The organism is Microthrixaceae bacterium, assembly GCA_016702505.1.
Classification (GTDB): domain Bacteria; phylum Actinomycetota; class Acidimicrobiia; order Acidimicrobiales; family Iamiaceae; genus Aquihabitans.
This window is the reverse complement of sequence record JADJDU010000007.1, coordinates 169,488-188,684: the sequence shown is the minus strand read 5'-3', so window position 1 is coordinate 188,684 and position 19,197 is coordinate 169,488. Positions and strand designations below refer to the sequence as shown.

The following is a 19,197-nucleotide window of genomic DNA, read 5'->3' as shown; positions in this document are numbered from 1 at the left end:
GATCCGCTTCATCCCCCTGCCGACCAGACCAAGAGCAGCGGGGTAGACGCCGACGCGCAACCTCGCCCCCGGTCAGAGCGCGGTCCCGAGCCCGAACAGGACCCCGACCCGGGTCCTCGGGGGTCGGTGTCGGTGGCGGTCGACTTGGGGTTGGGTCGAGGCGGACAACCTCCCCGCACCCCACCAGCGAGAGGTCGTTCCGGGCGGTCGACCATGGCGGTCGGGCGCCCGGTGCGCACGGTGGAATCGGGTGATCGCCCCGGCCAACGCCCCGACGGACCGGCCAGTGCTCTGGCCCTGGCCACCAGACGCAGCGTGGACGGTGTACCCCAGGCCGTAGCGGTCCCCGGTGACCTGAGGGTCGTCGACCGCGAGCACACCGCCCGGGCTCTGGTGGTGTTCGCGGTGGACACTTCGTCGTCGATGGGTCGAGACGGTCGTTTGGCCGTGGCCCAGGGGGCGGTCAGGCATCTTCTGGGGGACGCCTACCGCCGCCGTGCCCGGGTCTCCCTGGTGGCCTTCCACCACGACCAGGCCGACGTGGTGTTGCGCCCGACCTCCTCCACCGAGATCGCGTCATCTCGGCTGGGGGAGATGGCGAGCGGTGGCACGACCCCGATCGCCGCCGGGCTCGACGTCTGCCGAGACCTGGTCGGCGCCGCGGCACGTTCCGGTGATCGGTCCATCGTGGTTGTCCTGACCGACGGCCGGGCCACCTCGGGTGGTCCGGACCCGCTGGCCGCGGCGATGACGGCAGCGACCCAGCTCGCCAAGGTGGCCGACGACGTGGTCATCGTGGATACCGAGTCCGGCTACCCCCGCCTGGGCTTGGCGGGGTCGTTGGCCGGGGCCGCGCGAGCACGACTGGTTCCGCTGGGGGACCTCGACGCACTCGACCCCGGGCGGGACCTGGTCGCCCACCTTCCGGGGGTATCAGATGTCCGCTCCTGACCCGGGTCCAGGTCTGGCTCCCGGCGCTGGTCTTGCGCTCGAACCCGATGTCGCCGGTCCCGTGGTGCTGGTGTTGGGCGGTGTCCGGTCGGGAAAGTCCGAGGTCGCCGAGGCTCTGGTGACCGACCTGGCCAAAGGCGCAGCGGTCACCTACGTGGCTACCGGTCGCCGTGACCTGGCCGACGTCGGGTTCGCCGCTCGCATCGCCTCCCACCGGCACCGGCGCCCGCAGCATTGGGTGACCGTAGAAGCCGGCGACGACCTGGCCGTCGTGGTGGCGGCGAGCTCGGGCCCCGTCCTGGTCGATTCCCTCACCACCTGGGTGAGCGCCCACGCCACCTTCCAGCCGGCGGTCGACTCCCTGGTCGATGCCCTGAGGGCCCATGTCGGTGCCGTGGTGGTGGTGTCGGACGAGGTGGGCTTGGGTGGCTATCCGGCCACCGACATGGGGGGTCGCTTCGCTGACGCGCTCGGGTCGGTCAACCAGGCGGTGGCTCGGATTGCCGACCGGGTCTTGTTGGTGGTGGCCGGTCGGGTCATGGAACTTCCATCGCGATGATCTCGGCTTTGGCGCTGCTCACCTGCATCGGCCGGGGTCGCGACCCCGACCCGGGTGCAGTCCGGTGGTTCGGTGCGGTGGGAGCGGTTCTCGGGACGATCATGGCGGTGACGTGGTGGGTGGCGTCGCAGTGGTGGAACCCACTGACAGCCGCGGTCGTGGTGGTCGCCGTCGACGCCGGGCTGACGGGGATCCTCCATCTCGATGGTCTGGCCGACTGTGGCGACGGCTTGCTGGCACCGATGGACCGAGACCGCCGTCTGGTCGTCATGCGTGACCCTGCTGTCGGCGCCTTCGGACTGGTGGCGGTGGTGCTGGCTCTGGCCCTGAACATCGCCGGGCTGGCGGGGGTCGAGTTCCGGTGGTGGCTGCTGCCTGGTCTGTATGCGCTGTCCCGTTCCGCAGCGGCCCTGGTCATGATCTGGGTCCCATACGCTCGACCCGAAGGGTTGGCCAGTTCGTTCACAACCGAACGCGGGGACCAGGTGGCGGTGGTGGCCGCCTTGACAGTGGGTGCAGCGGTGACGGTGGCGGCGATGGTCGCGGAAGGACCTCGAGGTCTGGTCACGGTGGCGGCGGCGGTGATCGGTTCGACAGCCGTGACCGCCCTGGCCCGGCGACGACTCGGCGGCTTCACCGGGGACGTGCTGGGCGCGGTCATCGTCACCTCACAGGTCGGTGCCCTGCTGGCGGCATCGGCTGTCCATCCAACCTTGGGAGCAACGTGAACCCCTTCGCTTCGGCCTATCTGGACCTGATCGTCTTCGACATCGGTGGGACCCTGGTGCATGAGGCTTCGGCCGTCACCGCGGTGGGTGACCTGGTGGCCCAGCCGATCGGTGACGCCGTGGCCGAGTTGGGCCTGCTCGCCACCCAGGTGAGGTTGGCTGCTGCCACCGACACGTCGGTGATGACCGAGGCCGACGTGCGCCGCCTGCTCGACCCGGTAGGCCTCGGTGATCTGCTGGCGGTGATCGTCACCTCGACCGATGTGGGAGCAGCGAAGCCCGATCCGACATCGCTACGCGAGGCGATGGGCAGGTGTGGCGTCACCGACGGGACGCGGGTCTTGTTCGTCGGAAACGCCGACTGTGATGCCGAGGCGGCCGCGGCCGCTGGCTGCCACTACGTGGCTGTCCCCGCCGGTGAACTGGAAGGACCCGGGGCGGTGGTTGAGCGGTGGATCTCCGAACAGGTGGGCCGGTCCTTCCACGGCGTGGTCGCCGCCGTGACCGACCCCGACGCCAGCGTTCGGGTCGAGGCCCGGGCGCGACACGACGAGCTGACCAAGCCGCAGGGGTCGCTCGGTCGTCTCGAAGGGATCGGGATCGAGCTGGCCGCCATGGCCGGTGAGGTCCTACCGCCCGATCCGTTCCCGGCGTGTGTGGCGGTGTTCGCCGGTGACCACGGCGTGCTCGACGCCGGCGTATCGCCATGGCCGCGGGAGGTGACCACGGCGATGGTGGCGACCTTTGCCCAAGGTCGGGCCGCGGTCAACACCATCGCCTCCTCGGGGGGGATGGATGTGGTGGTCGTCGATGTGGGTGTGGCCCTCGATCCCGTCCTTCACCCCCGGGTCATGAACCGTCGGGTCACTGCCGCCAGTGCCGACCTGTCGGTCGGACCGGCCATGACCAGGGCGCAGACCCTGGCCGCATTGGATGTGGGTGCCGAGATGGCATCCAGACTGGTGAGGGAAGGGAACCGGTGCCTGATCGGGGGAGACATGGGCATCGGCAACACCACGCCGTCCGCCGCTCTCATCGCCTCGTTGACCGGTGGGGACCCTCGACTGCTCACCGGTCGGGGCACCGGCATCGACGACGCCACCTTGGAACGCAAGGCCACGATCGTCGCCGATGCGGTGGCTCGCACCGCGGGGAAGTCGCCCCTGGAGGTGTTGGCGGAGTGCGGTGGATTGGAGATAGCGGCGCTGGCCGGGTTCTTCCTCGGAGGTGCCGCCAACCGGGTGCCGGTGGTCGTGGACGGAGTGATCGCCCTGGCGGCCGCCACCGTGGCTCACGCCCTGTGTCCCCAGGCCCGGGGCTGGTGGATCGCCGGTCACCGCTCGACCGAGCCGGCCGCGTCGGCGGTGCTGGCCCATCTGGGTTTGGAACCGGTCCTGGATCTGGAGTTGCGACTGGGCGAGGGAACAGGCGCAGCCCTGGCCTACCCGGTGGTGAGAGCCGCGGCCGCCGTTCTTCGAGACATGGCAACCATGGCCGACCTGGGTTTGGCCTGACGGGTTCAGGACCTCTTTGGTGCGACCGGCAAGTCGATCTCCGCTAGTTCAGGGGCTTCGCCACTAGGGGGCTCTGCCCCCGAACCCCCGCCCTGTCCTCCTGCTCCAGATCGTTAGTAGGCCGCACACCATCGGTGGCCACACAGATAGCCGAATTCGCTTGGGTGACCAGGGTGAACTGAGTACAAGCCAAGTCCGATCGGTGGATCGAGGCTAGGGCGCCGATGGCTTGTGAGGATCACGTCGGCCCGGTCCGGCTCTTCAGCTTCGGTGCCGCGATCGTCTCACCCCGGTCACCCTTCCTTCTCAGCATCTGGTGTTCTCGAGCAGTTGGCGGTGCCCGGTCGGGCGCGCCTGCGGGCGCGTCCCCTGGCATCCCTGATCGCATTGACAGGTTGTTGCGAACCGGGCGTGGCCGCGCAAGGCGGTCGGTCATTCCGGTCGATCGCCTTCAGTTCGGGCTTCGTTGTCACTCCTCCTTCTTACGCTGGTCGAGCGGAGCTCGACCGAGGAGGCGTTGCGATGACCACGGCGGAGAACAACACGACCAACAGGTTCACCACGGAGCTGGCAGATGTGCCGGCGGAGCGGTTGGAGGCCGAGCTGGTCGATCTGGCTGGGCGGCTGTCGGCGGGAACCTTCGAACTGTTGGTACTGGTCGGTGAGCTAGACGCCCGGGGGTTGTGGGCCCGTTGGGGTGCCCTGTCGTGTGCGGCGTGGCTGGCCGAGGTGTGTGACATCGAGGTGTGCACGGCCCGCACCCAGGTCCGGGTAGCCCGAGCCCTACGCACCTACCCGGCCTTGGCGGAGGCCATGGCTAATGGTGACGTCTCCTATGCCAAAGCCAGGGTGCTGGTCCCTCACCTCACCGAAACCAACGTTGACGTCTTGTTGCACCTGGCGGTCACCAACCCGGCTGGGCGGCTGGGGGCTGCGATCGCGGCATGGTCCCAACGCAACGAAGACCCCGAAACGATCGCCCGCCGCCAACACGAAGAACGAAGCGTGTCCTGGCGTACCGAACCCGACGGGATGGTGACCATCACCGCCCGTCTCGCCCCCGCCGTCGCCGGGGCGGTGTGCGCGGTGATCGACGCTCACGTGACTCGATCGGCCGCGCCCGCGGGCGCGTCACTGCCCCAACAACGCGCCGACGCACTGGCCGAGATCGCCACCAACGGCGGCAGAAACGTCGACGTCGAAGTGGTGATCCACGTTCGAGGAGACGGCACCACCCTGGCCGACGGCACCCCGCTCAACGACCACGTCGTAGCCCAACTGTTGCCTCAGGCGTTCGTTTCGTTGCTGCTGGTCGACACCGACCGGCAACCGATCGATGCCAGCCCCCGCCGCCGCACCCCGACCCGCCGCCAGAAACGGGTCATCGACGAAACGAACCCCGAGTGCGGCCACCCCGGCTGTCGGGCCCGGACCTTCCTCCAATACGACCACATCCAGCCCTACGCCCAAGGTGGTCCCACCGTCGTCGCCAACCTCCAACGCCTCTGCGGCCCCCACAACCGAGCCCGGTCACGAGCCGGATGAACATACCCCCCAGGTACAGCCGGTCACTCACACGCGGCCGGTCGCAGCCGAGCGGGTCGGACCGATCCGGACGTGGAAGCACCGGCTCGACCGCTGTCCAGACGGGATCGAACACCTCGGGGTCGAGCGCGCTCATGAGGTAGGAGACTTCCACCTTGTCGTCGGTTCGTGGGACGCACCAGCCATCAGAACCGGGCCACGCCAACGGCAGGTGGATGGTCAGCTACCCGAGCCGCTCCTCTGAACGGCCAACTCAAGGACCGCGATGGCTCGCGCCTCTTCGTCAACGTGGCCGGACAAGACCTGGATCTGTCAGTCACCGGCTCGTAGTTCTCAAGCGCCTATCCGAGCGAGTCCTTACTGTTGATGTGGGAGCGGTCGACAACATCGTGCCAACCTGACCTAACCGTGTCGCCTCGCCCAGCGCCATTCGAACTCCTACATCCTCCGGCCGGAACCCCGAAACAGACGGTGTTCACCCGCGGATCCACCGATCAGACAACGATGAATGTGGCAGGGGCCGGATAGCCATGGTGATCATTGCCGCCAAGCTCAGGACGGCCAGGGCTTGGTGGCCAGGTCGTCTCGCAGCTTGTACTTGAGGATCTTGCCGAGGGTCTGGTTGCGGGGTAGTTCGTCCACGACCTCGAGCTGCTCGGGGATCTTCTGGGTCATCAACTGGGCGTCCTTGAGGGTGGACACCATCTCGTCGAAGCTGATCGGCTCCTGACCTTCGGCGGTCACCACCACCGCGCACACCCGTTCGCCGCGCTCACGGTCGGGTAGGCCCACCACGGCCACGTCGGCCACCTTGGGGTGGGCGTAGAGCAGGTCCTCGATCTCCTTGGCCGAGATGTTCTCGCCCTTGCGGATGATGATGTCCTTGAGGCGACCGGTCAGCACCAGATGACCGTCGGCTCGCAGATGGCCCACGTCGCCGGTGCGGAACCAGCCCTCGCCGTCGAAGGCTTCGGCCGTCGCCGCCGTGTCGGTGTAGCCGGCGAACACCATCGGTCCCTTGACCCGGACCTCACCGTCCTGGCCGGCACCGGTGGCCTGCTCGTCGCCATCGACGGTGCGCAGTTCCAACCCCGGGACAGGCTTGCCCACCGTGTTTGCCCGTTGTTCATCGGTGTCGTGAGGAGAGCCCAGGCAGATCATCGGGCACTCGGTCATGCCGTAGCCGTGACAGATCGGGACGCCCAGTTCCCGCTTCACCTCGTCGTAGATCTCGGGTGGCATGGGCGCGCCGCCACCCGACAGCTTGCGCAGCGTCGGGATGATGGGGGTGGCCGGGTCCTTGCGTTGCTCGGTCAGGTACATCTGGTAGAAGGCGGTGCTGCCCCCGACCATGGTGGCGCCGTTGGCGGCGAAGGTGGCCACCGCCGACACCGGGTTGAAGGCCTCGATCAGCACGGCGCCGAATCCGCTCAACAACATGGTCCCGAAGTAGTCCGGCCCGGCGATGTGGGCGAAGGGGAAGGCGATCGAACCGACGTCATCGGGCTGCATGTCCAACGCCGCGGCCATGCCCCAGGCCCCGGTGATGAGGGTGCGGTCGGTGTGGCGCACGCCCTTGGGGTCCGAGGTGGTGCCGGACGTGAAGTAGATCCACCGGACCTCGTCACCGCTGGAGGGAGCAGGGCCGAGCGTGGCGGCGTCAGCTTCGGGAAGGTCGGCGAAGATGTCGATGACCTGGGGTTTGGTGGCCAGGTCTGCGGTCAGCTCGTGCACCATGGCCCCGAAGTCGAAGCCGTTCCACTCGCCGGCCACCAGCACCACCTCGGCGTCGGTGGCCTTGATGGCGTAGCCGACCTCCTTGTGGCGGTACAGGTGCAGGATCGGGTTCTGCACGGCACCGAGGCGAGCCAGGGCGAAGCTGGCCAGGATGGTCTCGAAGCGGTTGGGGGCCTGCCAGGTGACCCGGGTGCCGGCGCCGATGCCGATGGCGGCGAACCCGGCCGCCACCCGTTCGGCCCGGTCCCGGAACTCACGACAGGTCAGGGTCCGGCCGGCCTCGTCGATGAGCAGGGTGGTGTCGGGAGAGGCGGCGGCCCGCCTCTCCACCAGGTCCCACAGTGTTGCGGCGTCGGCGAAGGTTTCGGTCACGGCTGCCCCCTGGCGGTCGGGTTCGAACATGGGGTGTCCTGACGGACCGTCAGAATGTAGACGCGCACCACGACGGCCGCGTCCGCCGTGGCGGCCGGGTGTTGGGGTGGGTTCAGATGTAGGTGAGCCTGGTGATCCAGTCGGCCACGCAGGCCGGCTTCTCCTCACCCTCGATCTCCACCGTCACCGTCTTGGTGGTCTGGATGGTGTTGGGGTCACGCAGCTCGACGGCCTTGAGCACGCTGGTGGCGCGGATCTTGGAGTTCACCTTCACCGGGTTGATGAATCGGATCTTGTCGAACCCGTAGTTGACGCCCATGGCGATGCCGGCGAGGCGGGTCATGTCCTGGGGTATCGAGCCCGAGAGGTGGGTGAGCATCGACAAGGTGAGGAAGCCGTGGGCGATCGTGACCCCCCACGGTGAGAGCTGCGCCGCCATCTCGGGGTCGACGTGGATGAACTGGTGGTCGTGGGTCAGCTCGGCGAACTGGTCGATCTGGTCCTGGGTGACCTCGAACCACTCGCCGGTTCCCTCGGTTTGACCGAGGGCGGCCTGGAACTTCTCGTATGCCTGCTCAGCGTTGGTTGCCATGGTTGGCACCGTATCCGCGGCTGGAAACCCCGGTCGCAACCGTCAGCTAGTTCCCGAGATCCTCGACCGCATGGCGGCCAGCCGCTCTTGGAACTCGGGTTGGGACACCGACCAGGCCTGGTCGACGAGCTCTCGCTCGACCGCGCTCGGGTGGTCGTCGATGTTGGCGACAGCGGCGATAGTGGCCTTGGTCCGGCGCACCAACTCACCGGGCGCGGCCGCGGCGCGGCCGGCCATCTCCAGGGCGACGTCGAGCAGTTCGTCGTCGGGCACGCAGCGCCACGCCAGGCCGCATTCCACCGCCTCTTGCCCGTTCAGCACCTCGCCGAACAGCACCATTGCCGCGGCAACCTGAGGTCCAGCCAAGCGGCGCAGCATCCAGGTGTGGCCCCCGCCGGGGTGGATGCCCAGTTGAAGGAACCGGGTGTCGAATCGGGCCGAGGCACCGGCCAGCCGTACGTCGGCGGCCAACGCCAGGTTCATGCCCGCTCCCACCGCGGCGCCGTTGACCGCGGCGATGGTGGGAAGTGGTGATCGGGCGACCCGGAGGAAGCCCTCGTAGATGGCCAACAGGCCCTCTCGTTCGGAGGCACCCAGGTGGGACAGGTCAGCCCCAGCACAGAACGCAGTCCCGCGACCGGTGACCACCAGTGCGCCCACCTCGGGGTTGGCCTCCAGATCGTCGAAGGCGGCGGAGACGTCCTGGCACATGGCCAGGTCGAACGCGTTGCGTCGACCAGGAGCGTCGAGGGTGAGCACGGCGACACCGTCGACGATCTGGACGTCTATGTCGGTCATCGGGCGATGTGCGTCCGGCTCTCGTCGCCCGGGTTGGCCGGGGTCCGGTTGACGGCGGGGGAGTGGCGGAAGAACTGTTCGACGTCGTCTTGGTATTGGTAACCGACGTCTTTGGTCCCGATGGTGGATCGGAGGCGAACTGCTTCCATGAACGCCTCCACCGCCCCGGCGGTTGTGTACTGGTACCGGAACCCAGCTTCTTTGAGGCGGCGGTTGTCCAGGCCTCGCCCGTAGCGCAGGACCTGCATCAGCTCGGGTGGCAGGTCGACCAGGCCGAGTCGGCGCAGGACCTCGGTGCTCAGCGCCGTGGCAACCGGCGGGATGGGCAGGCCGTGCTTGCCGGCGATGGCGCACACCTCGCTCCACGGGATCATGCCGTCGGCGGCTACGTTGAAGATGCCGGCCAAGCGATGATCGAGGGCGAACATGATCGCCGCCACCACGTCGTCCTCGTGGATGAGTTGGAGTCGAGGATCGAACCCGGCCATCTTCGGCACCAACGGCAGGGACAGCGCCTTGGTGATCGGGGTGGCCAGGTCGGGTCCGATCACGTTGCAGCACCGCAGGAGAGACAACGACACATGTGGGTTGTCCCGGGCGAAGTCGCGCACGTAGGTCTCGACCTCCAGCAGGCTGCGTTCCACCTTGGTGCGCGGTCCGCCGGCCCGGCGGTCGGTCTCTCGAAACAGGTACGGGTCAGACGGAGATGAGCCGTACACGTGGGCCGAGCTCTTCACCGCCACCGTCCTCACCGTGCTGCCGGCGGCCGACGCGGCCGCGAACAGGTTCATGGTGCCGATGACGTTGATCTCGTGCATGGTCCGAGATGACATCTGCGTTGAGTCGACCACCAGGAACGTGTGGGCGATGGTGTCGATCCCGGTGGCTCGCACGATGCGGGACAGGATCGAGTAGTTCTCGTCGCTGCGGACGTACTCGGTTCGCTCGAGTTGGACGGTCGGGCGACGGGTGTCGAGCCCGATGATCACCTCGACGTCGGGGTCTGCCTCCAGGGCCTGGGCTAGGCGGCCACCCCAGTAGGTGGCCAGACCGGTGATGAGGATCCGTCGTCCCATGGCCTTAGCCGAACCAGACCGAGCGCCGTTGGCGCAACATGTCGAACAGGGCCTCTTGGATCTTCTGGCGGATGGCCTCGGACTCGTCCATGATCCGACTGCGCGAGTAGCGAGGTTGGGCCGGTTCTATGTCGGGGAAGCTCACCGGGTCGAGAACCTGCAGCTTGAACTTGGCCGGGAAGTGGACGGCGGCACCGAGCGGACCCAACGCCATGTTGGCGGTGATCGGGAAGTACGGCGCACCCAGGGCCCGGGCGACGCTGGGCAGCTTGAACAAGATGGGCATCGACTCTTCGGCACCGACCACGGCGATGGGGATGATCGGCACCCCGGCCCGCATGGCGATCTCCACGAAACCGCCCCGTCCGAAACGGCGGAGCCGGTAGCGCTCGTTGTAGGTCTTGGCTGGCCCTTTGGAACCTTCGGGGAACACCAAGACCAGCTGCTGTTGGTGGCGTAGGAGTCGGTAGGCGTTGTCGGGGTGGGCCACCACGCCACCGGCCCGGGCCCACAGGGTGCCGATGACGGGAGCGGCCTTGAAGAAGTGGTCGGCCAACCCGTACACCGGGCGGCCCAGCTCGGTCTCGACGCCGTGCATGATGGCCGGTGCGTCAGAGGGGATGGCCCCGGCGTGGTTGGCCACCAACAGGGCTCCACCTTCGGTGGGGATCTTGTCCAGACCTTCCCACTCGGCTCGGAACCAGTGCCGGTACATCGGGTCGTAGAGCTTGCGCACCATCTGGCGCATGTGCTCGGAGCGACCCCACTCGTCCACATCGCCGGTACGGGGATCGGTCAGCGGCTCAGGTTCCTCGGCCACCGGCGGCAGGTGCAGCGGAACCAGCTCGGCGGTCTTCACCATTGAGCCGGCGTCCTCGGCTCCGGCTGCTGGGGGCCGGTCAGAAGGCTCGGAGGCATCACTGGCCATGGATGGACACAGTACCGGTAGTCCCGCTCCGCCGCCTTGGTCGCCCGCCGATGGGTGCGACCCTCATGGCGTTGTGGGTGCTGACCTTCACGGGTCCTGGACCAACGGTCCGGGGGAGAGGAACAAGAGCTGATGGCAGTCAGCCCTCGTCGGGTTGGGGGACGGGGATGTCCTCGTCGGCCAGCCACCGCCTGCCGATGTCGCAGGTGACCAGGACCGGACACCACCGGCACTGGTGGGCGGGGCGGTGGATCGGGGCGCGGGTTCCGGCCCGTAGCTCGGCGATCTGCACCGCCCCGTCCACCGTGCGGGCCACCGTGGCGTCGAGCAACCCCTCGGTGACGGGCTCGACCTCGGCGATGCCGGTGTCCAGGTAGAAGGACGCGATCAGTCGGGGCGGTACCCCGATGCGGAGCGTGTCGAGCAGGGCGTAGAAGCGCAGGTCGTCACGGTGTCCGACGCGGGGGGACCCGGTCTTCAGGTCGATGATGACCTTGCCGGCCTCGTTGCCCCTGGCTGTTCCCAGGGTCAGGTCGACCTTGCCCTTGAGGGTGACCCGCTTGGCCACCAGGTCGATCCACTGGCTGCTCTCGGTGACCGGTCGCCACTTGGGCAGGAGCGGGGGGAAGCACTCGAAGAACTTGGCCACCCGGTCGCCAGCACTGGCCCGCAGTTCGGCCCGTTCGGATTCGGTGCAGGTCTGGAGGAAGTCCGTTAGCCAATGGTCGCCGTGGCTGACGCGGGCCATGGCCTCGTCGACCAGGTCGAGCGGGTAAGGCTCGTGGGGCCAGTGGATTCCCAACTCGATGGCCTTGTGGGAGATGGTGCCTCGGGCGATCGGTACCGACGGGGTGAAGTCTCCGTCGTCCTCGGCCAGCAGACGAACCTGGCAGCCGTGGACCTGGCTCAACAGGTGCTTGGACACGACCAAGCCCTCGTCGTCGGCCAGGTTCTCGACCAGCGGGGTCAGCCCGTCCTCCAGATCGGAGCGCAGGCGGGCCCTCAGGTCATCGGGGAAGGTCGGGCGGGAACCGCTCGAACCGAGAACGTCCAGGGTTTCGCGTTGCACCGGGCTGAGGGGTGGGGCATCGGCACGGGGCATGAAGGCGAGGTTAAGGGCCGAGCTGGCACCATGAGCGGGTGCACGTGGAACAGATATGGCGCTATCCGGTGAAGTCGCTCCAAGGCGAGAGCCTGACCGCAGCAACGGTGGGCCCGTTCGGGTTGGTGGGAGACCGGACCCATGCTCTTCGTGATCCCGAGACCGGAGTGGTGCTGACAGCTCGACGGGACCCGAAGCTGCTCTATGGCTGGGGGGTGCTGAACGGCGAGGAGGCGGCCGTGGATGTGCCCGGTCACGGTCCCACAACCGACGACGCCGTTATCTCGGCTTGGATCGGTCGGCCGGTGCGGCTGCTGGGCCCGACCGGTGAGGCCCAGACCTATGAGAACCTGAGCGACCCCGAACACGACGACAGCGACCCGGTGGCGTGGGAAGGTCCGACGTGGTCGTACCACGACTCGACCCGAACCCAGGTGAGCATCGTGGCCGTTGGGGACCTGCGCGATTGGGACGTCCGCCGCTTCCGCCCAAACCTGGTGGTGAGCGGGGACACCGCCGATGGACTGGTGGGTCGACGGTTGAGGATCGGTGGCGCCGAGGTCGACGTGGTCAAGAAGATCGGGCGATGCGTGATGATCACCCGGGATCAGCCAGATGGCATCGACCGCGACCTCGAGGTGCTGCGAACCCTGCGTCGAGATCGGGACCTGACCTTGGCCGTCGGCTCCCTGGTGGTCTCGCCCGGGTCGGTTCAGGTCGGTGACGAGTTGGAGGACCTCGGCCCGGCCTCATCCTGACGTCGGGACGTCGTGGCGGTGATCTGGTTGCGGCGGGACCTGATCGGCCTTGTTGTCACTGGGCATCGGGATGATGACGGCATGGAGCAGTCGTCCTCACTCCGGTTCGCCACCACGGTCCGCACCCTCGCCCAAGCCGCCCGGTCTCGCCGCCTCGTGGTCCCAGGGTTTCGGACTCCGCCCCGGGTCCCCGGGGCGGAACGCACGGTCCGTCACGCCGCTGATGGCTCGGCCACGGTGGCGGTGGTCGTCAAGGGGCGGCCCCATCAGGCAGTGGTGGCCGACCTGATCGAGGGCATCGTGATCGCCAACGACCTGACCGGTGCCGAGGCCACCCGGGTTCGTACCCACCTGTGGGAAGCGGTCGTCCACGCCCAGGTGGATGCCGCCTGATGCCTTGCGGCGAGACCTCGGCGCGGAGTGGTCAGGACCGCTGTTGGATCTTGATCATGTTGCCGGCGGGGTCGCGCACCGAGCAGTCCCGGATGCCGTAGGGCTGGTCGGTCGGCTCCTCGATGATCTCGACGTCGGCGGCCTGGATGCGGTCGAAGGTGGCCTCGAGATCATCGGTGGCCAGGAGCAGCATGCCGTGGGTCCCCTTGGCCATCATTTCCACCACGGTGCGGCGCTCGTCCTCGGTGAGGCCGGGGTACGCGTCGACCGGGCTGAGGACGACCGAGGTCTCGGGCTGATCGGGCGGACCGACGGTCAGCCAGCGCATGCCGTTGTATCCGACGTCGTTGCGAAGCTCGAACCCGAGTGCGTCCCGGTAGAAGGCCAGGGCCGCGTCGGCGTCGTTGTGTTGGAGGATGCTGGAGTGAATGGTGATGTCCATGGGTTCGACCCTAAGAGGACTAGTCGCCGTTGGCTTCTCGATTCCTGATCGGTCGGGTGACCTGCTTGGCGACGCAGGGCACCATCCCCTCGGTCGCAGTTGTCGCCGTCTTCCGGTAGATGCTGGGTGTCATTCCGACGAGTTCGGTGAAGCGGGTACTGAACGTGCCTAGCGATGAACACCCGACGGCGAAGCACACTTCGGTCACGCTCATCTCATCTCGACGGAGCAGGTCCATCGCCCGCTCGATTCGACGGGTCATGAGGTAGCTGTAGGGCGATTCGCCATAGGCGGCCTTGAACTGGCGACTGAAATGCCCCGGAGACATCAGGGCGTCACGGGCGAGCGACTCGACGTTCAGCGGCTTGGCGTACTCCCGATCCATTCGATCACGTACCCGGCGCAACCGGACGAGATCGGCCACTCGCTCCTGGTCGGGTTGCGTCGGCATTTGCTGATTCTCTTCGGTCGGTCGAGCACGTTTCGGGTTCGGCAGCAGTTAGCGGAGTGTCTGCCAGAGACCCATGAGATTGCCTTCCGAGTCCAAGAAGTAGGCGGCGATTCCCTTCTCTCCCACCTGGTTTGGCACGCCTACGGCGCTTCCGCCATGGGCGGCGACCGACTCCAGCGCCGCGCTCATGTCGTCGACCTCGATGGTGATGACGGGTCGCCCGACCGGTTCCTGGCGGCTGAACATGCCGCCGCCGATGTAGCCGCGGTCGGTTGGCATCCCGTCCCCGCCTACCGGTCCGGTCTGGACGAAGTTGTAGTCAAACTCGGGGACGGGCTGAATGTCCCACCCGAACACGTCTCGATAGAAGAAGCGGGCCCGATCAGCGTCGTCGTAGGGAACCTCGAAATGAACAACCTTGCCGGACATGGTCTCTCCTCGCGATCGTTGGGGGACGGAGCCGAAACCTAGACCCAGGGTCTGGCGTCTGCCCGTCCACCGGAACCTCGCCGGTGGCGGCTACCGCTTCTCGCCGTCCGTCAGAACGGGTTCGTCGATCAGGCGAGCGATCTGGGCTCCCAGAGCCAGGTCATCGGCGTGGCCGAATACTTCGGCCCGAATACGTCCGGCCCGGTCCACGAGCAACATGGTGGGTGTGCCTCTCAGCCCCAGGCGGCGCATCGTGACCGGGATCTGTCCCTCGGTAGCGGGTAGGTCCACCCGACGGGGAACGTGATCCGGTACTCGTGAAGGAACGCTTCGAGCGACACCGGGGTCATTGCTCGTGGTGCTCGAAGACCGTGTGAAGGCCGAGCACCACGACATCTGAGCCGAAGGTGGCGGCCACCCGCTGGGCTTGGGGAGCCCGTTGGTGACACAGCCCGGACACAGCATCTGGAACGCCTCGATGACAACCACCTGCCCGCGCAGGGCGGCAGTCGTGGGTGGATTGGCCACGTTGAACCACTGCGATACCGCCAACTCGGGCAGCAACCGTTCGCTTGGGCCGCGAACCTCCCGGCTCAAGGGCTGACCTGTTCGGCCGTCGCATCGCCGAAATCGGCTAGCTCATTGTCGAAATCGTTGCTCACCGTGATCTGACCTTGGAAAGCGCCGAGCGTTCGCTGCCAGCGTCTGGTGTAGGAGGCGATCCCGGCCTCGACCACATCGTTAACGACATCCGCCACCGGGCGGCGCTCCTCGCATGCTCGACGCTGGATCTGTTGGTACAGGTCATCCCTGATGGTCACCGTCAGTTGCACTCCCCCCAGCATCGCATCAAAGGAGCTCGAACGAACCTCGTTTCAGGGTGACCTACCGCTCCGGGGCGGTTGGCGCGGCCGGATCCGATGTGGCAGCGGTAGCGTCCACGCCATGTCGAGTCGCCCCGCCAACCTCGGTCAGCTCCGTGATTCCGGATGGGAGTCGGTCCCGGTCAAAGAGGAGATCCGCCGCAACGCCGTGGCCCGGATCCGCGCCGGCGAGCCGCTGGTGGATGCCGTGCTCGGCTACGAACACACGGTCATGCCCCAGTTGGAGAACGCCATCCTGGCTGGCCACGACGTGATCTTCTTGGGGGAGCGCGGGCAGGCCAAGACCCGCATGATCCGCTCCCTCACCGGTCTGCTCGACGAGTGGCTTCCCATCGTGGCCGGAACCGAGATCAACGACGACCCCTACCACCCGGTCTCCCACCACGCCCGCGAGTTGATCGCAGAGAAAGGTGACGACACCCCGGTCACCTGGGTACATCGAGACACCCGCTACGGCGAGAAGCTGGCCACCCCCGACACCTCGATCGCCGACCTGATCGGCGAGGTGGACCCCATCAAGGTGGCCGAAGGCCGATACCTGTCAGACGAGCTCACCTTGCACTACGGGCTGGTTCCCCGGACCAACCGGGGCATCTTCGCCATGAACGAGCTGCCCGATCTGGCCGAGAGGATCCAGGTCGGTCTACTCAACGTGCTCGAGGAGCGAGACGTCCAGATCCGGGGGTTCAAGGTTCGCCTCCCGCTCGACGTGGTGCTGTTCGCGTCGGCCAACCCCGAGGACTACACCAACCGCGGTCGGCTCATCACCCCACTGAAGGACCGGTTCGGGGCCCAGATCCGAACCCACTACCCGCTGGATGTGGCCACCGAGATGGCCATCGTCGACCAGGAGGCGGCGCTGGTCCACGGTGACGGGCTGGAGGTCGCGGTGCCGGCGTTCATGGCCGAGGTGGTGGCCACCTTCTCCCAGTTGGCCCGCCAGAGCACCCACATCAACCAGCGCTCGGGCGTGTCGGTTCGGCTGACGGTGGCCAACGCCGAGACCATGGTGGCCAACGCCGCCCGCCGGGCGTTGAGGGCAGGAGAGACCGAGGTGGTTCCCCGGGTCAGCGACCTCGAAGCCCTGGTGGCTTCCACGTCGGGCAAGGTCGAGTTGGACACCCTCGACGACGACGGGGGCGAGGTGTTGGATCGCCTCCTCCGTCAGTCCGTGCTCACCGTGTTCCGGGACCGACTCGACATCGCTCGCCTCCGTGAGGTGATCGAGGCGTTCGACGACGGTCGAGTCGTACACGCCGGAGAGGATGTGGCCGCCCGAGATGACGTGGCCTTGGCCACCGAGATCCCTGCTCTGCGCGATGCGGTGATCGCCCTTGTCGGAGACGACGAACGTCCTGCGGTGGTGGCCAGCGCTGTGGAGTTGGTGCTCGAAGGTCTGCACCTGTCCAAGCGCCTCAACAAGGACTCCGACCACACCGGCACCCGCTCCACCTACCACTCGCGCTGAGGCGCTCCGCCTCGATCTATTCGACCAAGGGTTCGCTTCGGCCCGGAGCGAACATCGAGAACACCATCACCGCGGGACGGGGCTGGCCGGACCAGTCCCAAGCCGCGATCTGGTCGGGGGAGCGTCGACCGACCGCGGCCCGCACGATCTCGAATCGGGTTGTGGTCAGAGTCTCGGTGGGATCACCTTCGCCGATCACCATCTCGCCGGAGTCGTGGACGATTCGCAGCGCCCCGAGCTCGCCCTGCTGGGCACCCAGGGCGGGAGCGACTCCGTTGAAGGCGAAGTTGATCACGTCGGAGTCGCGGGCCCCGGCCTGGCCGAGGGCTCCCCGGATGTCGTGCTCGTGGTTGGCGGCGTCGGTCAACAACATGATCCGGATCAGGCCCGGCAGGTCGGTGATGGCGGGCTCGACCAGCGCCGAGCACCGGTCCCACTCCTCCAACAGCTCGGCGATGGACCGGCCCCGTCGAGCGTCAACCTGAGCGGCGGTCCAGGCGTCTGAGGCCAAGCCCTCGGTGTTGCCTTCCACGCTGTCGGCCGTGACCCCGGCCAGGTGGGCCACCACGTCTCGCACCGACCATCCGGGCGTGGCCGGCACCTCTCGGGCCAGGTCGACGGCGGGAAGGTCCCGCACCAGGTCCGATACGCGTTGGCGCACTCCCCGGTAGATGGCGGCGTAGTCGATGGTGTCGGTCCCCAGAGTCATGGGGCCGGAGACTAACGGTGACGAACCGTCACTGGGCACCGAAGGGCTGGGAACAGTTCCATGCCGCCTCCACCTCGACCTTCTGGCGTCCGAGGTGCGGGTCGGGGTGTTGGCGGCGGCATCGGAGGTCGGTGATCACCGGGCCCCAGCTCACGTCCAGGACGAAGGTGGCACCGGTGGCCTGATCGGGGTCGTCGGGTCGAATCACGTCGACCTGCACCACCCCGTAGAGGATCTGAACCGCAACCAGTGCCATCAAGAGGGTGGGACGGGCCCGATGTCCGAGCGCGGTGGCCAACAGGATCGCTCCGCAGATCAGCGTCGGCAGCAGGTGGGGGAGCTTCCACGGGAACCGGATGAACAGGAGCTGGGACAAGACGAGGCCGAGCCCGGAGAAGCGGACCAGCCACGACGTCCGCCACCGGCCCAGCGCTTTGATCACGGCCGGAAGGGTGGCCAGCGCCAACACCGACCCGATCACCCCCAGCAACGTCAGGTCCTTGACCGCGGCGCGTCCGATCTGCACGGTCAGTGACGAGGTGGAGAAGTCGTTCTCGGCAAAGGCCAGTCCCCCAGCCTGGATTGCCGACGGCACGAACAACACCACGACTCCAAGCACGGCCGTCAGGGCGGTGGCTGCAAGGTCTCGTCGCCGGGTCCCCACCTCCGACCTGGTTTGGTCGCCGCTGCGGCGAGTGGGGTCGGGGACCGGTTCGGTGGCGTGGGCGACAAGGGCCGCGGCGACCAGGGTGACCGATCCGACGCGCGTGCCCATGGCCAGGGCCGCCAGGATTCCAGCCCATCCGGCCCTTCCTTCTCGGAGAGCGTTGGCCGCCCCGACGGTCAGGGCGAGCGCCAGGACGTAGTCGGTGGAGGACGTGGCCGCAACCACGAACCAAGGATTGGCCGCCACCAGGCCCACCGCCCACCGGGCCCCGGGCCCCGCGCCTTCTCGGCGCAGCAACCGGTCGAGACCCCACAACAAGAACCCGGCCGCCACCAGTGAAACCAGATTGGTGAGCACGGTGCCGCCCACCAGGTCAGCCACGCCGACCAGCGCCTCGTGTACGGGTGCCCCCGGGGCTCGGCTCGGCCGGTAGGTGCCGTGGCGGGCGATTGATCGGCCCGACCGGAACACGTTGGCCACGTCGAGGTCGTTGCCCGGCCCCGAACCCCACAACGGCGCCGTGACCAGCACCACGCCCAGCCCGGCGGCGATCCAGCGACGGCTTCGGTTGTCGATCACCCCCAGCCGTTCCAGCACGGCGCCCGAGTCTACGAACCGTCCCCCGCAGCAGGGGGCCACCCTCTCCCAGCCCCCCCGATGCCCGTCGGATCCGACTTCGCCGACCCCGGCGACCCGGCGATGACCGTGAGCAACTGCGCCACCTCGTCTTTGCCGAGTTTGCCTGTGACCGCGTAGACCCGCGCCCCCACAGCCCCCAGCCCCCGGCTAGACGGCTCAAGTTCCGCGGAGGGGAGCCGATAATCCCGGTTATGACGGGTTCAGGGTTTGGTCGGGTGTCGGTGGTCTCTCTCTCTCTCTCTCTGTTTGTTGATTGGTGGGCTGGTGTTGGCCAGTCCGGTGGCTGGGGTGGAGGGTCCGCCTCCCTGGGGTGATCCTGATTCGTTGACGGTTGATACGCCGTTGGTCCCGGTTGAGGCGGGGGATGATGCGGGGTCGGCTCCGAGGTCGTGGTGTACGTCGCGGCAGACGGCGACGTTCGTGCATTCTGGTGATCCGACCGTTGCCTTTGTGAG

The 19,197-nt window shown here is 67.7% G+C and carries 20 protein-coding genes and 1 pseudogene; 8 read left to right on the top strand and 13 right to left on the bottom strand.

All coding sequences use genetic code 11. From position 1 onward, the window contains the following. Positions 1–213: 213 nt before the first annotated feature. The 5 genes from IPG97_08155 (at position 214) to IPG97_08135 (ending at position 5,297) form a co-directional block, all read left to right on the top strand. Entirely contained in the window at positions 214–951 is a 738-nt protein-coding gene (locus tag IPG97_08155; GenBank protein MBK6856505.1) for a VWA domain-containing protein, read from the top strand. Further along, entirely contained in the window at positions 938–1,510 is a 573-nt protein-coding gene (locus IPG97_08150) for a bifunctional adenosylcobinamide kinase/adenosylcobinamide-phosphate guanylyltransferase (GenBank protein MBK6856504.1), read from the top strand. Before IPG97_08155 ends, IPG97_08150 begins: the two co-directional genes overlap by 14 nt. Then, positions 1,507–2,238, top strand: a complete 732-nt coding sequence (gene cobS / locus IPG97_08145; protein MBK6856503.1) for an adenosylcobinamide-GDP ribazoletransferase — start codon at positions 1,507–1,509, stop codon at positions 2,236–2,238. The genes IPG97_08150 and cobS overlap by 4 nt, the downstream gene beginning before the upstream one ends. 305 nt (positions 2,239–2,543) lie before the next feature. After that, positions 2,544–3,752, top strand: a complete 1,209-nt coding sequence (gene cobT, locus IPG97_08140) for a nicotinate-nucleotide--dimethylbenzimidazole phosphoribosyltransferase (GenBank protein MBK6856502.1) — start codon at positions 2,544–2,546, stop codon at positions 3,750–3,752. A 522-nt stretch (positions 3,753–4,274) separates the two neighbouring features. Further along, the gene (locus IPG97_08135) at positions 4,275–5,297 is read left to right on the top strand and encodes a DUF222 domain-containing protein (GenBank protein MBK6856501.1); all 1,023 of its coding nucleotides are present in this window, start codon (positions 4,275–4,277) and stop codon (positions 5,295–5,297) included. 552 nt (positions 5,298–5,849) lie between these two features. On the opposite strand, the gene IPG97_08130 is transcribed toward IPG97_08135, so the two are convergent. From IPG97_08130 to IPG97_08105, 6 genes are all read right to left on the bottom strand, one after another. Further along, positions 5,850–7,436, bottom strand: a complete 1,587-nt coding sequence (locus tag IPG97_08130) for an AMP-binding protein (protein ID MBK6856500.1) — start codon at positions 7,434–7,436, stop codon at positions 5,850–5,852. A gap of 82 nt (positions 7,437–7,518) precedes the next feature. Continuing rightward, a complete protein-coding gene (locus IPG97_08125; GenBank protein ID MBK6856499.1) occupies positions 7,519–7,998 on the bottom strand; it encodes a MaoC family dehydratase in 480 nt (159 codons plus the stop codon). A gap of 42 nt (positions 7,999–8,040) precedes the next feature. After that, on the bottom strand, positions 8,041–8,796 hold the full coding sequence (locus IPG97_08120; protein MBK6856498.1) for an enoyl-CoA hydratase: 756 nt from the start codon (positions 8,794–8,796) through the stop codon (positions 8,041–8,043). Then, positions 8,793–9,872, bottom strand: coding sequence for an NAD-dependent epimerase/dehydratase family protein (locus tag IPG97_08115; GenBank protein MBK6856497.1), 1,080 nt, complete (start codon positions 9,870–9,872; stop codon positions 8,793–8,795). Before IPG97_08115 ends, IPG97_08120 begins: the two co-directional genes overlap by 4 nt. A gap of 4 nt (positions 9,873–9,876) precedes the next feature. Then, positions 9,877–10,800 carry an acyltransferase family protein gene (locus IPG97_08110; GenBank protein ID MBK6856496.1) on the bottom strand — a complete coding sequence of 308 codons (924 nt, stop codon included), beginning with the start codon at positions 10,798–10,800 and terminating at the stop codon, positions 9,877–9,879. 139 nt (positions 10,801–10,939) lie between these two features. Beyond that, positions 10,940–11,902, bottom strand: a complete 963-nt coding sequence (locus IPG97_08105; protein MBK6856495.1) for a PD-(D/E)XK nuclease family protein — start codon at positions 11,900–11,902, stop codon at positions 10,940–10,942. Positions 11,903–11,940: 38 nt separating this feature from the next. On the opposite strand from IPG97_08105, the gene IPG97_08100 reads away from it, so the two are divergent. Beyond that, entirely contained in the window at positions 11,941–12,660 is a 720-nt protein-coding gene (locus IPG97_08100; protein ID MBK6856494.1) for an MOSC N-terminal beta barrel domain-containing protein, read from the top strand. Between the two features lie 81 nt (positions 12,661–12,741). Beyond that, on the top strand, positions 12,742–13,053 hold the full coding sequence (locus IPG97_08095; GenBank protein ID MBK6856493.1) for a hypothetical protein: 312 nt from the start codon (positions 12,742–12,744) through the stop codon (positions 13,051–13,053). A 31-nt stretch (positions 13,054–13,084) separates the two neighbouring features. Here the strand turns inward: IPG97_08095 and IPG97_08090 are convergent, their stop codons facing one another. The 5 genes and pseudogenes from IPG97_08090 to IPG97_08070 form a co-directional block, all read right to left on the bottom strand. Further along, positions 13,085–13,495, bottom strand: a complete 411-nt coding sequence (locus IPG97_08090) for a VOC family protein (protein MBK6856492.1) — start codon at positions 13,493–13,495, stop codon at positions 13,085–13,087. A gap of 19 nt (positions 13,496–13,514) precedes the next feature. After that, positions 13,515–13,946 carry a helix-turn-helix transcriptional regulator gene (locus tag IPG97_08085; GenBank protein ID MBK6856491.1) on the bottom strand — a complete coding sequence of 144 codons (432 nt, stop codon included), beginning with the start codon at positions 13,944–13,946 and terminating at the stop codon, positions 13,515–13,517. A 48-nt stretch (positions 13,947–13,994) separates the two neighbouring features. Further along, positions 13,995–14,375 (bottom strand): VOC family protein, encoded by a 381-nt coding sequence (locus IPG97_08080; protein ID MBK6856490.1) that lies wholly within the window; start codon positions 14,373–14,375, stop codon positions 13,995–13,997. 90 nt (positions 14,376–14,465) lie between these two features. Beyond that, a pseudogene (locus IPG97_08075) lies at positions 14,466–14,939 on the bottom strand (TlpA family protein disulfide reductase). 29 nt (positions 14,940–14,968) lie between these two features. Continuing rightward, a complete protein-coding gene (locus IPG97_08070; GenBank protein MBK6856489.1) occupies positions 14,969–15,208 on the bottom strand; it encodes a hypothetical protein in 240 nt (79 codons plus the stop codon). A gap of 112 nt (positions 15,209–15,320) precedes the next feature. Between IPG97_08070 and IPG97_08065 the strand changes: the two genes are divergently transcribed. Then, complete coding sequence (locus IPG97_08065; protein MBK6856488.1) at positions 15,321–16,727, top strand: magnesium chelatase; 1,407 nt, start codon at positions 15,321–15,323, stop codon at positions 16,725–16,727. Between the two features lie 16 nt (positions 16,728–16,743). Here IPG97_08065 and IPG97_08060 read toward each other — a convergent pair whose 3' ends face one another. Together IPG97_08060 and IPG97_08055 are read right to left on the bottom strand one after the other, a co-directional pair. Continuing rightward, positions 16,744–17,436: a maleylpyruvate isomerase family mycothiol-dependent enzyme gene (locus tag IPG97_08060; protein ID MBK6856487.1), complete on the bottom strand. Its 693-nt coding sequence runs from the start codon at positions 17,434–17,436 to the stop codon at positions 16,744–16,746. A 28-nt stretch (positions 17,437–17,464) separates the two neighbouring features. Further along, the gene (locus IPG97_08055) at positions 17,465–18,700 is read right to left on the bottom strand and encodes a hypothetical protein (protein MBK6856486.1); all 1,236 of its coding nucleotides are present in this window, start codon (positions 18,698–18,700) and stop codon (positions 17,465–17,467) included. Positions 18,701–19,197: the final 497 nt, after the last annotated feature.

What these genes read in the sequence shown, in the direction of transcription:
- cobT (MBK6856502.1), top strand. Translation starts at nt 2,544, where the DNA reads ATGGGCAGGTGTGGCGTCACCGACGGGACGCGGGTCTTGTTCGTCGGA.
- IPG97_08110 (MBK6856496.1), bottom strand. Translation starts at nt 10,800, where the DNA reads ATGGCCAGTGATGCCTCCGAGCCTTCTGACCGGCCCCCAGCAGCCGGA.
- cobS (MBK6856503.1), top strand. Translation starts at nt 1,507, where the DNA reads ATGATCTCGGCTTTGGCGCTGCTCACCTGCATCGGCCGGGGTCGCGAC.
- IPG97_08155 (MBK6856505.1), top strand. Translation starts at nt 214, where the DNA reads ATGGCGGTCGGGCGCCCGGTGCGCACGGTGGAATCGGGTGATCGCCCC.
- IPG97_08130 (MBK6856500.1), bottom strand. Translation starts at nt 7,436, where the DNA reads ATGTTCGAACCCGACCGCCAGGGGGCAGCCGTGACCGAAACCTTCGCC.
- IPG97_08135 (MBK6856501.1), top strand. Translation starts at nt 4,275, where the DNA reads ATGACCACGGCGGAGAACAACACGACCAACAGGTTCACCACGGAGCTG.
- IPG97_08150 (MBK6856504.1), top strand. Translation starts at nt 938, where the DNA reads ATGTCCGCTCCTGACCCGGGTCCAGGTCTGGCTCCCGGCGCTGGTCTT.
- IPG97_08105 (MBK6856495.1), bottom strand. Translation starts at nt 11,902, where the DNA reads ATGCCCCGTGCCGATGCCCCACCCCTCAGCCCGGTGCAACGCGAAACC.
- IPG97_08095 (MBK6856493.1), top strand. Translation starts at nt 12,742, where the DNA reads ATGGAGCAGTCGTCCTCACTCCGGTTCGCCACCACGGTCCGCACCCTC.
- IPG97_08125 (MBK6856499.1), bottom strand. Translation starts at nt 7,998, where the DNA reads ATGGCAACCAACGCTGAGCAGGCATACGAGAAGTTCCAGGCCGCCCTC.
- IPG97_08080 (MBK6856490.1), bottom strand. Translation starts at nt 14,375, where the DNA reads ATGTCCGGCAAGGTTGTTCATTTCGAGGTTCCCTACGACGACGCTGAT.
- IPG97_08065 (MBK6856488.1), top strand. Translation starts at nt 15,321, where the DNA reads ATGTCGAGTCGCCCCGCCAACCTCGGTCAGCTCCGTGATTCCGGATGG.
- IPG97_08090 (MBK6856492.1), bottom strand. Translation starts at nt 13,495, where the DNA reads ATGGACATCACCATTCACTCCAGCATCCTCCAACACAACGACGCCGAC.
- IPG97_08115 (MBK6856497.1), bottom strand. Translation starts at nt 9,872, where the DNA reads ATGGGACGACGGATCCTCATCACCGGTCTGGCCACCTACTGGGGTGGC.
- IPG97_08060 (MBK6856487.1), bottom strand. Translation starts at nt 17,436, where the DNA reads ATGACTCTGGGGACCGACACCATCGACTACGCCGCCATCTACCGGGGA.
- IPG97_08085 (MBK6856491.1), bottom strand. Translation starts at nt 13,946, where the DNA reads ATGCCGACGCAACCCGACCAGGAGCGAGTGGCCGATCTCGTCCGGTTG.
- IPG97_08120 (MBK6856498.1), bottom strand. Translation starts at nt 8,796, where the DNA reads ATGACCGACATAGACGTCCAGATCGTCGACGGTGTCGCCGTGCTCACC.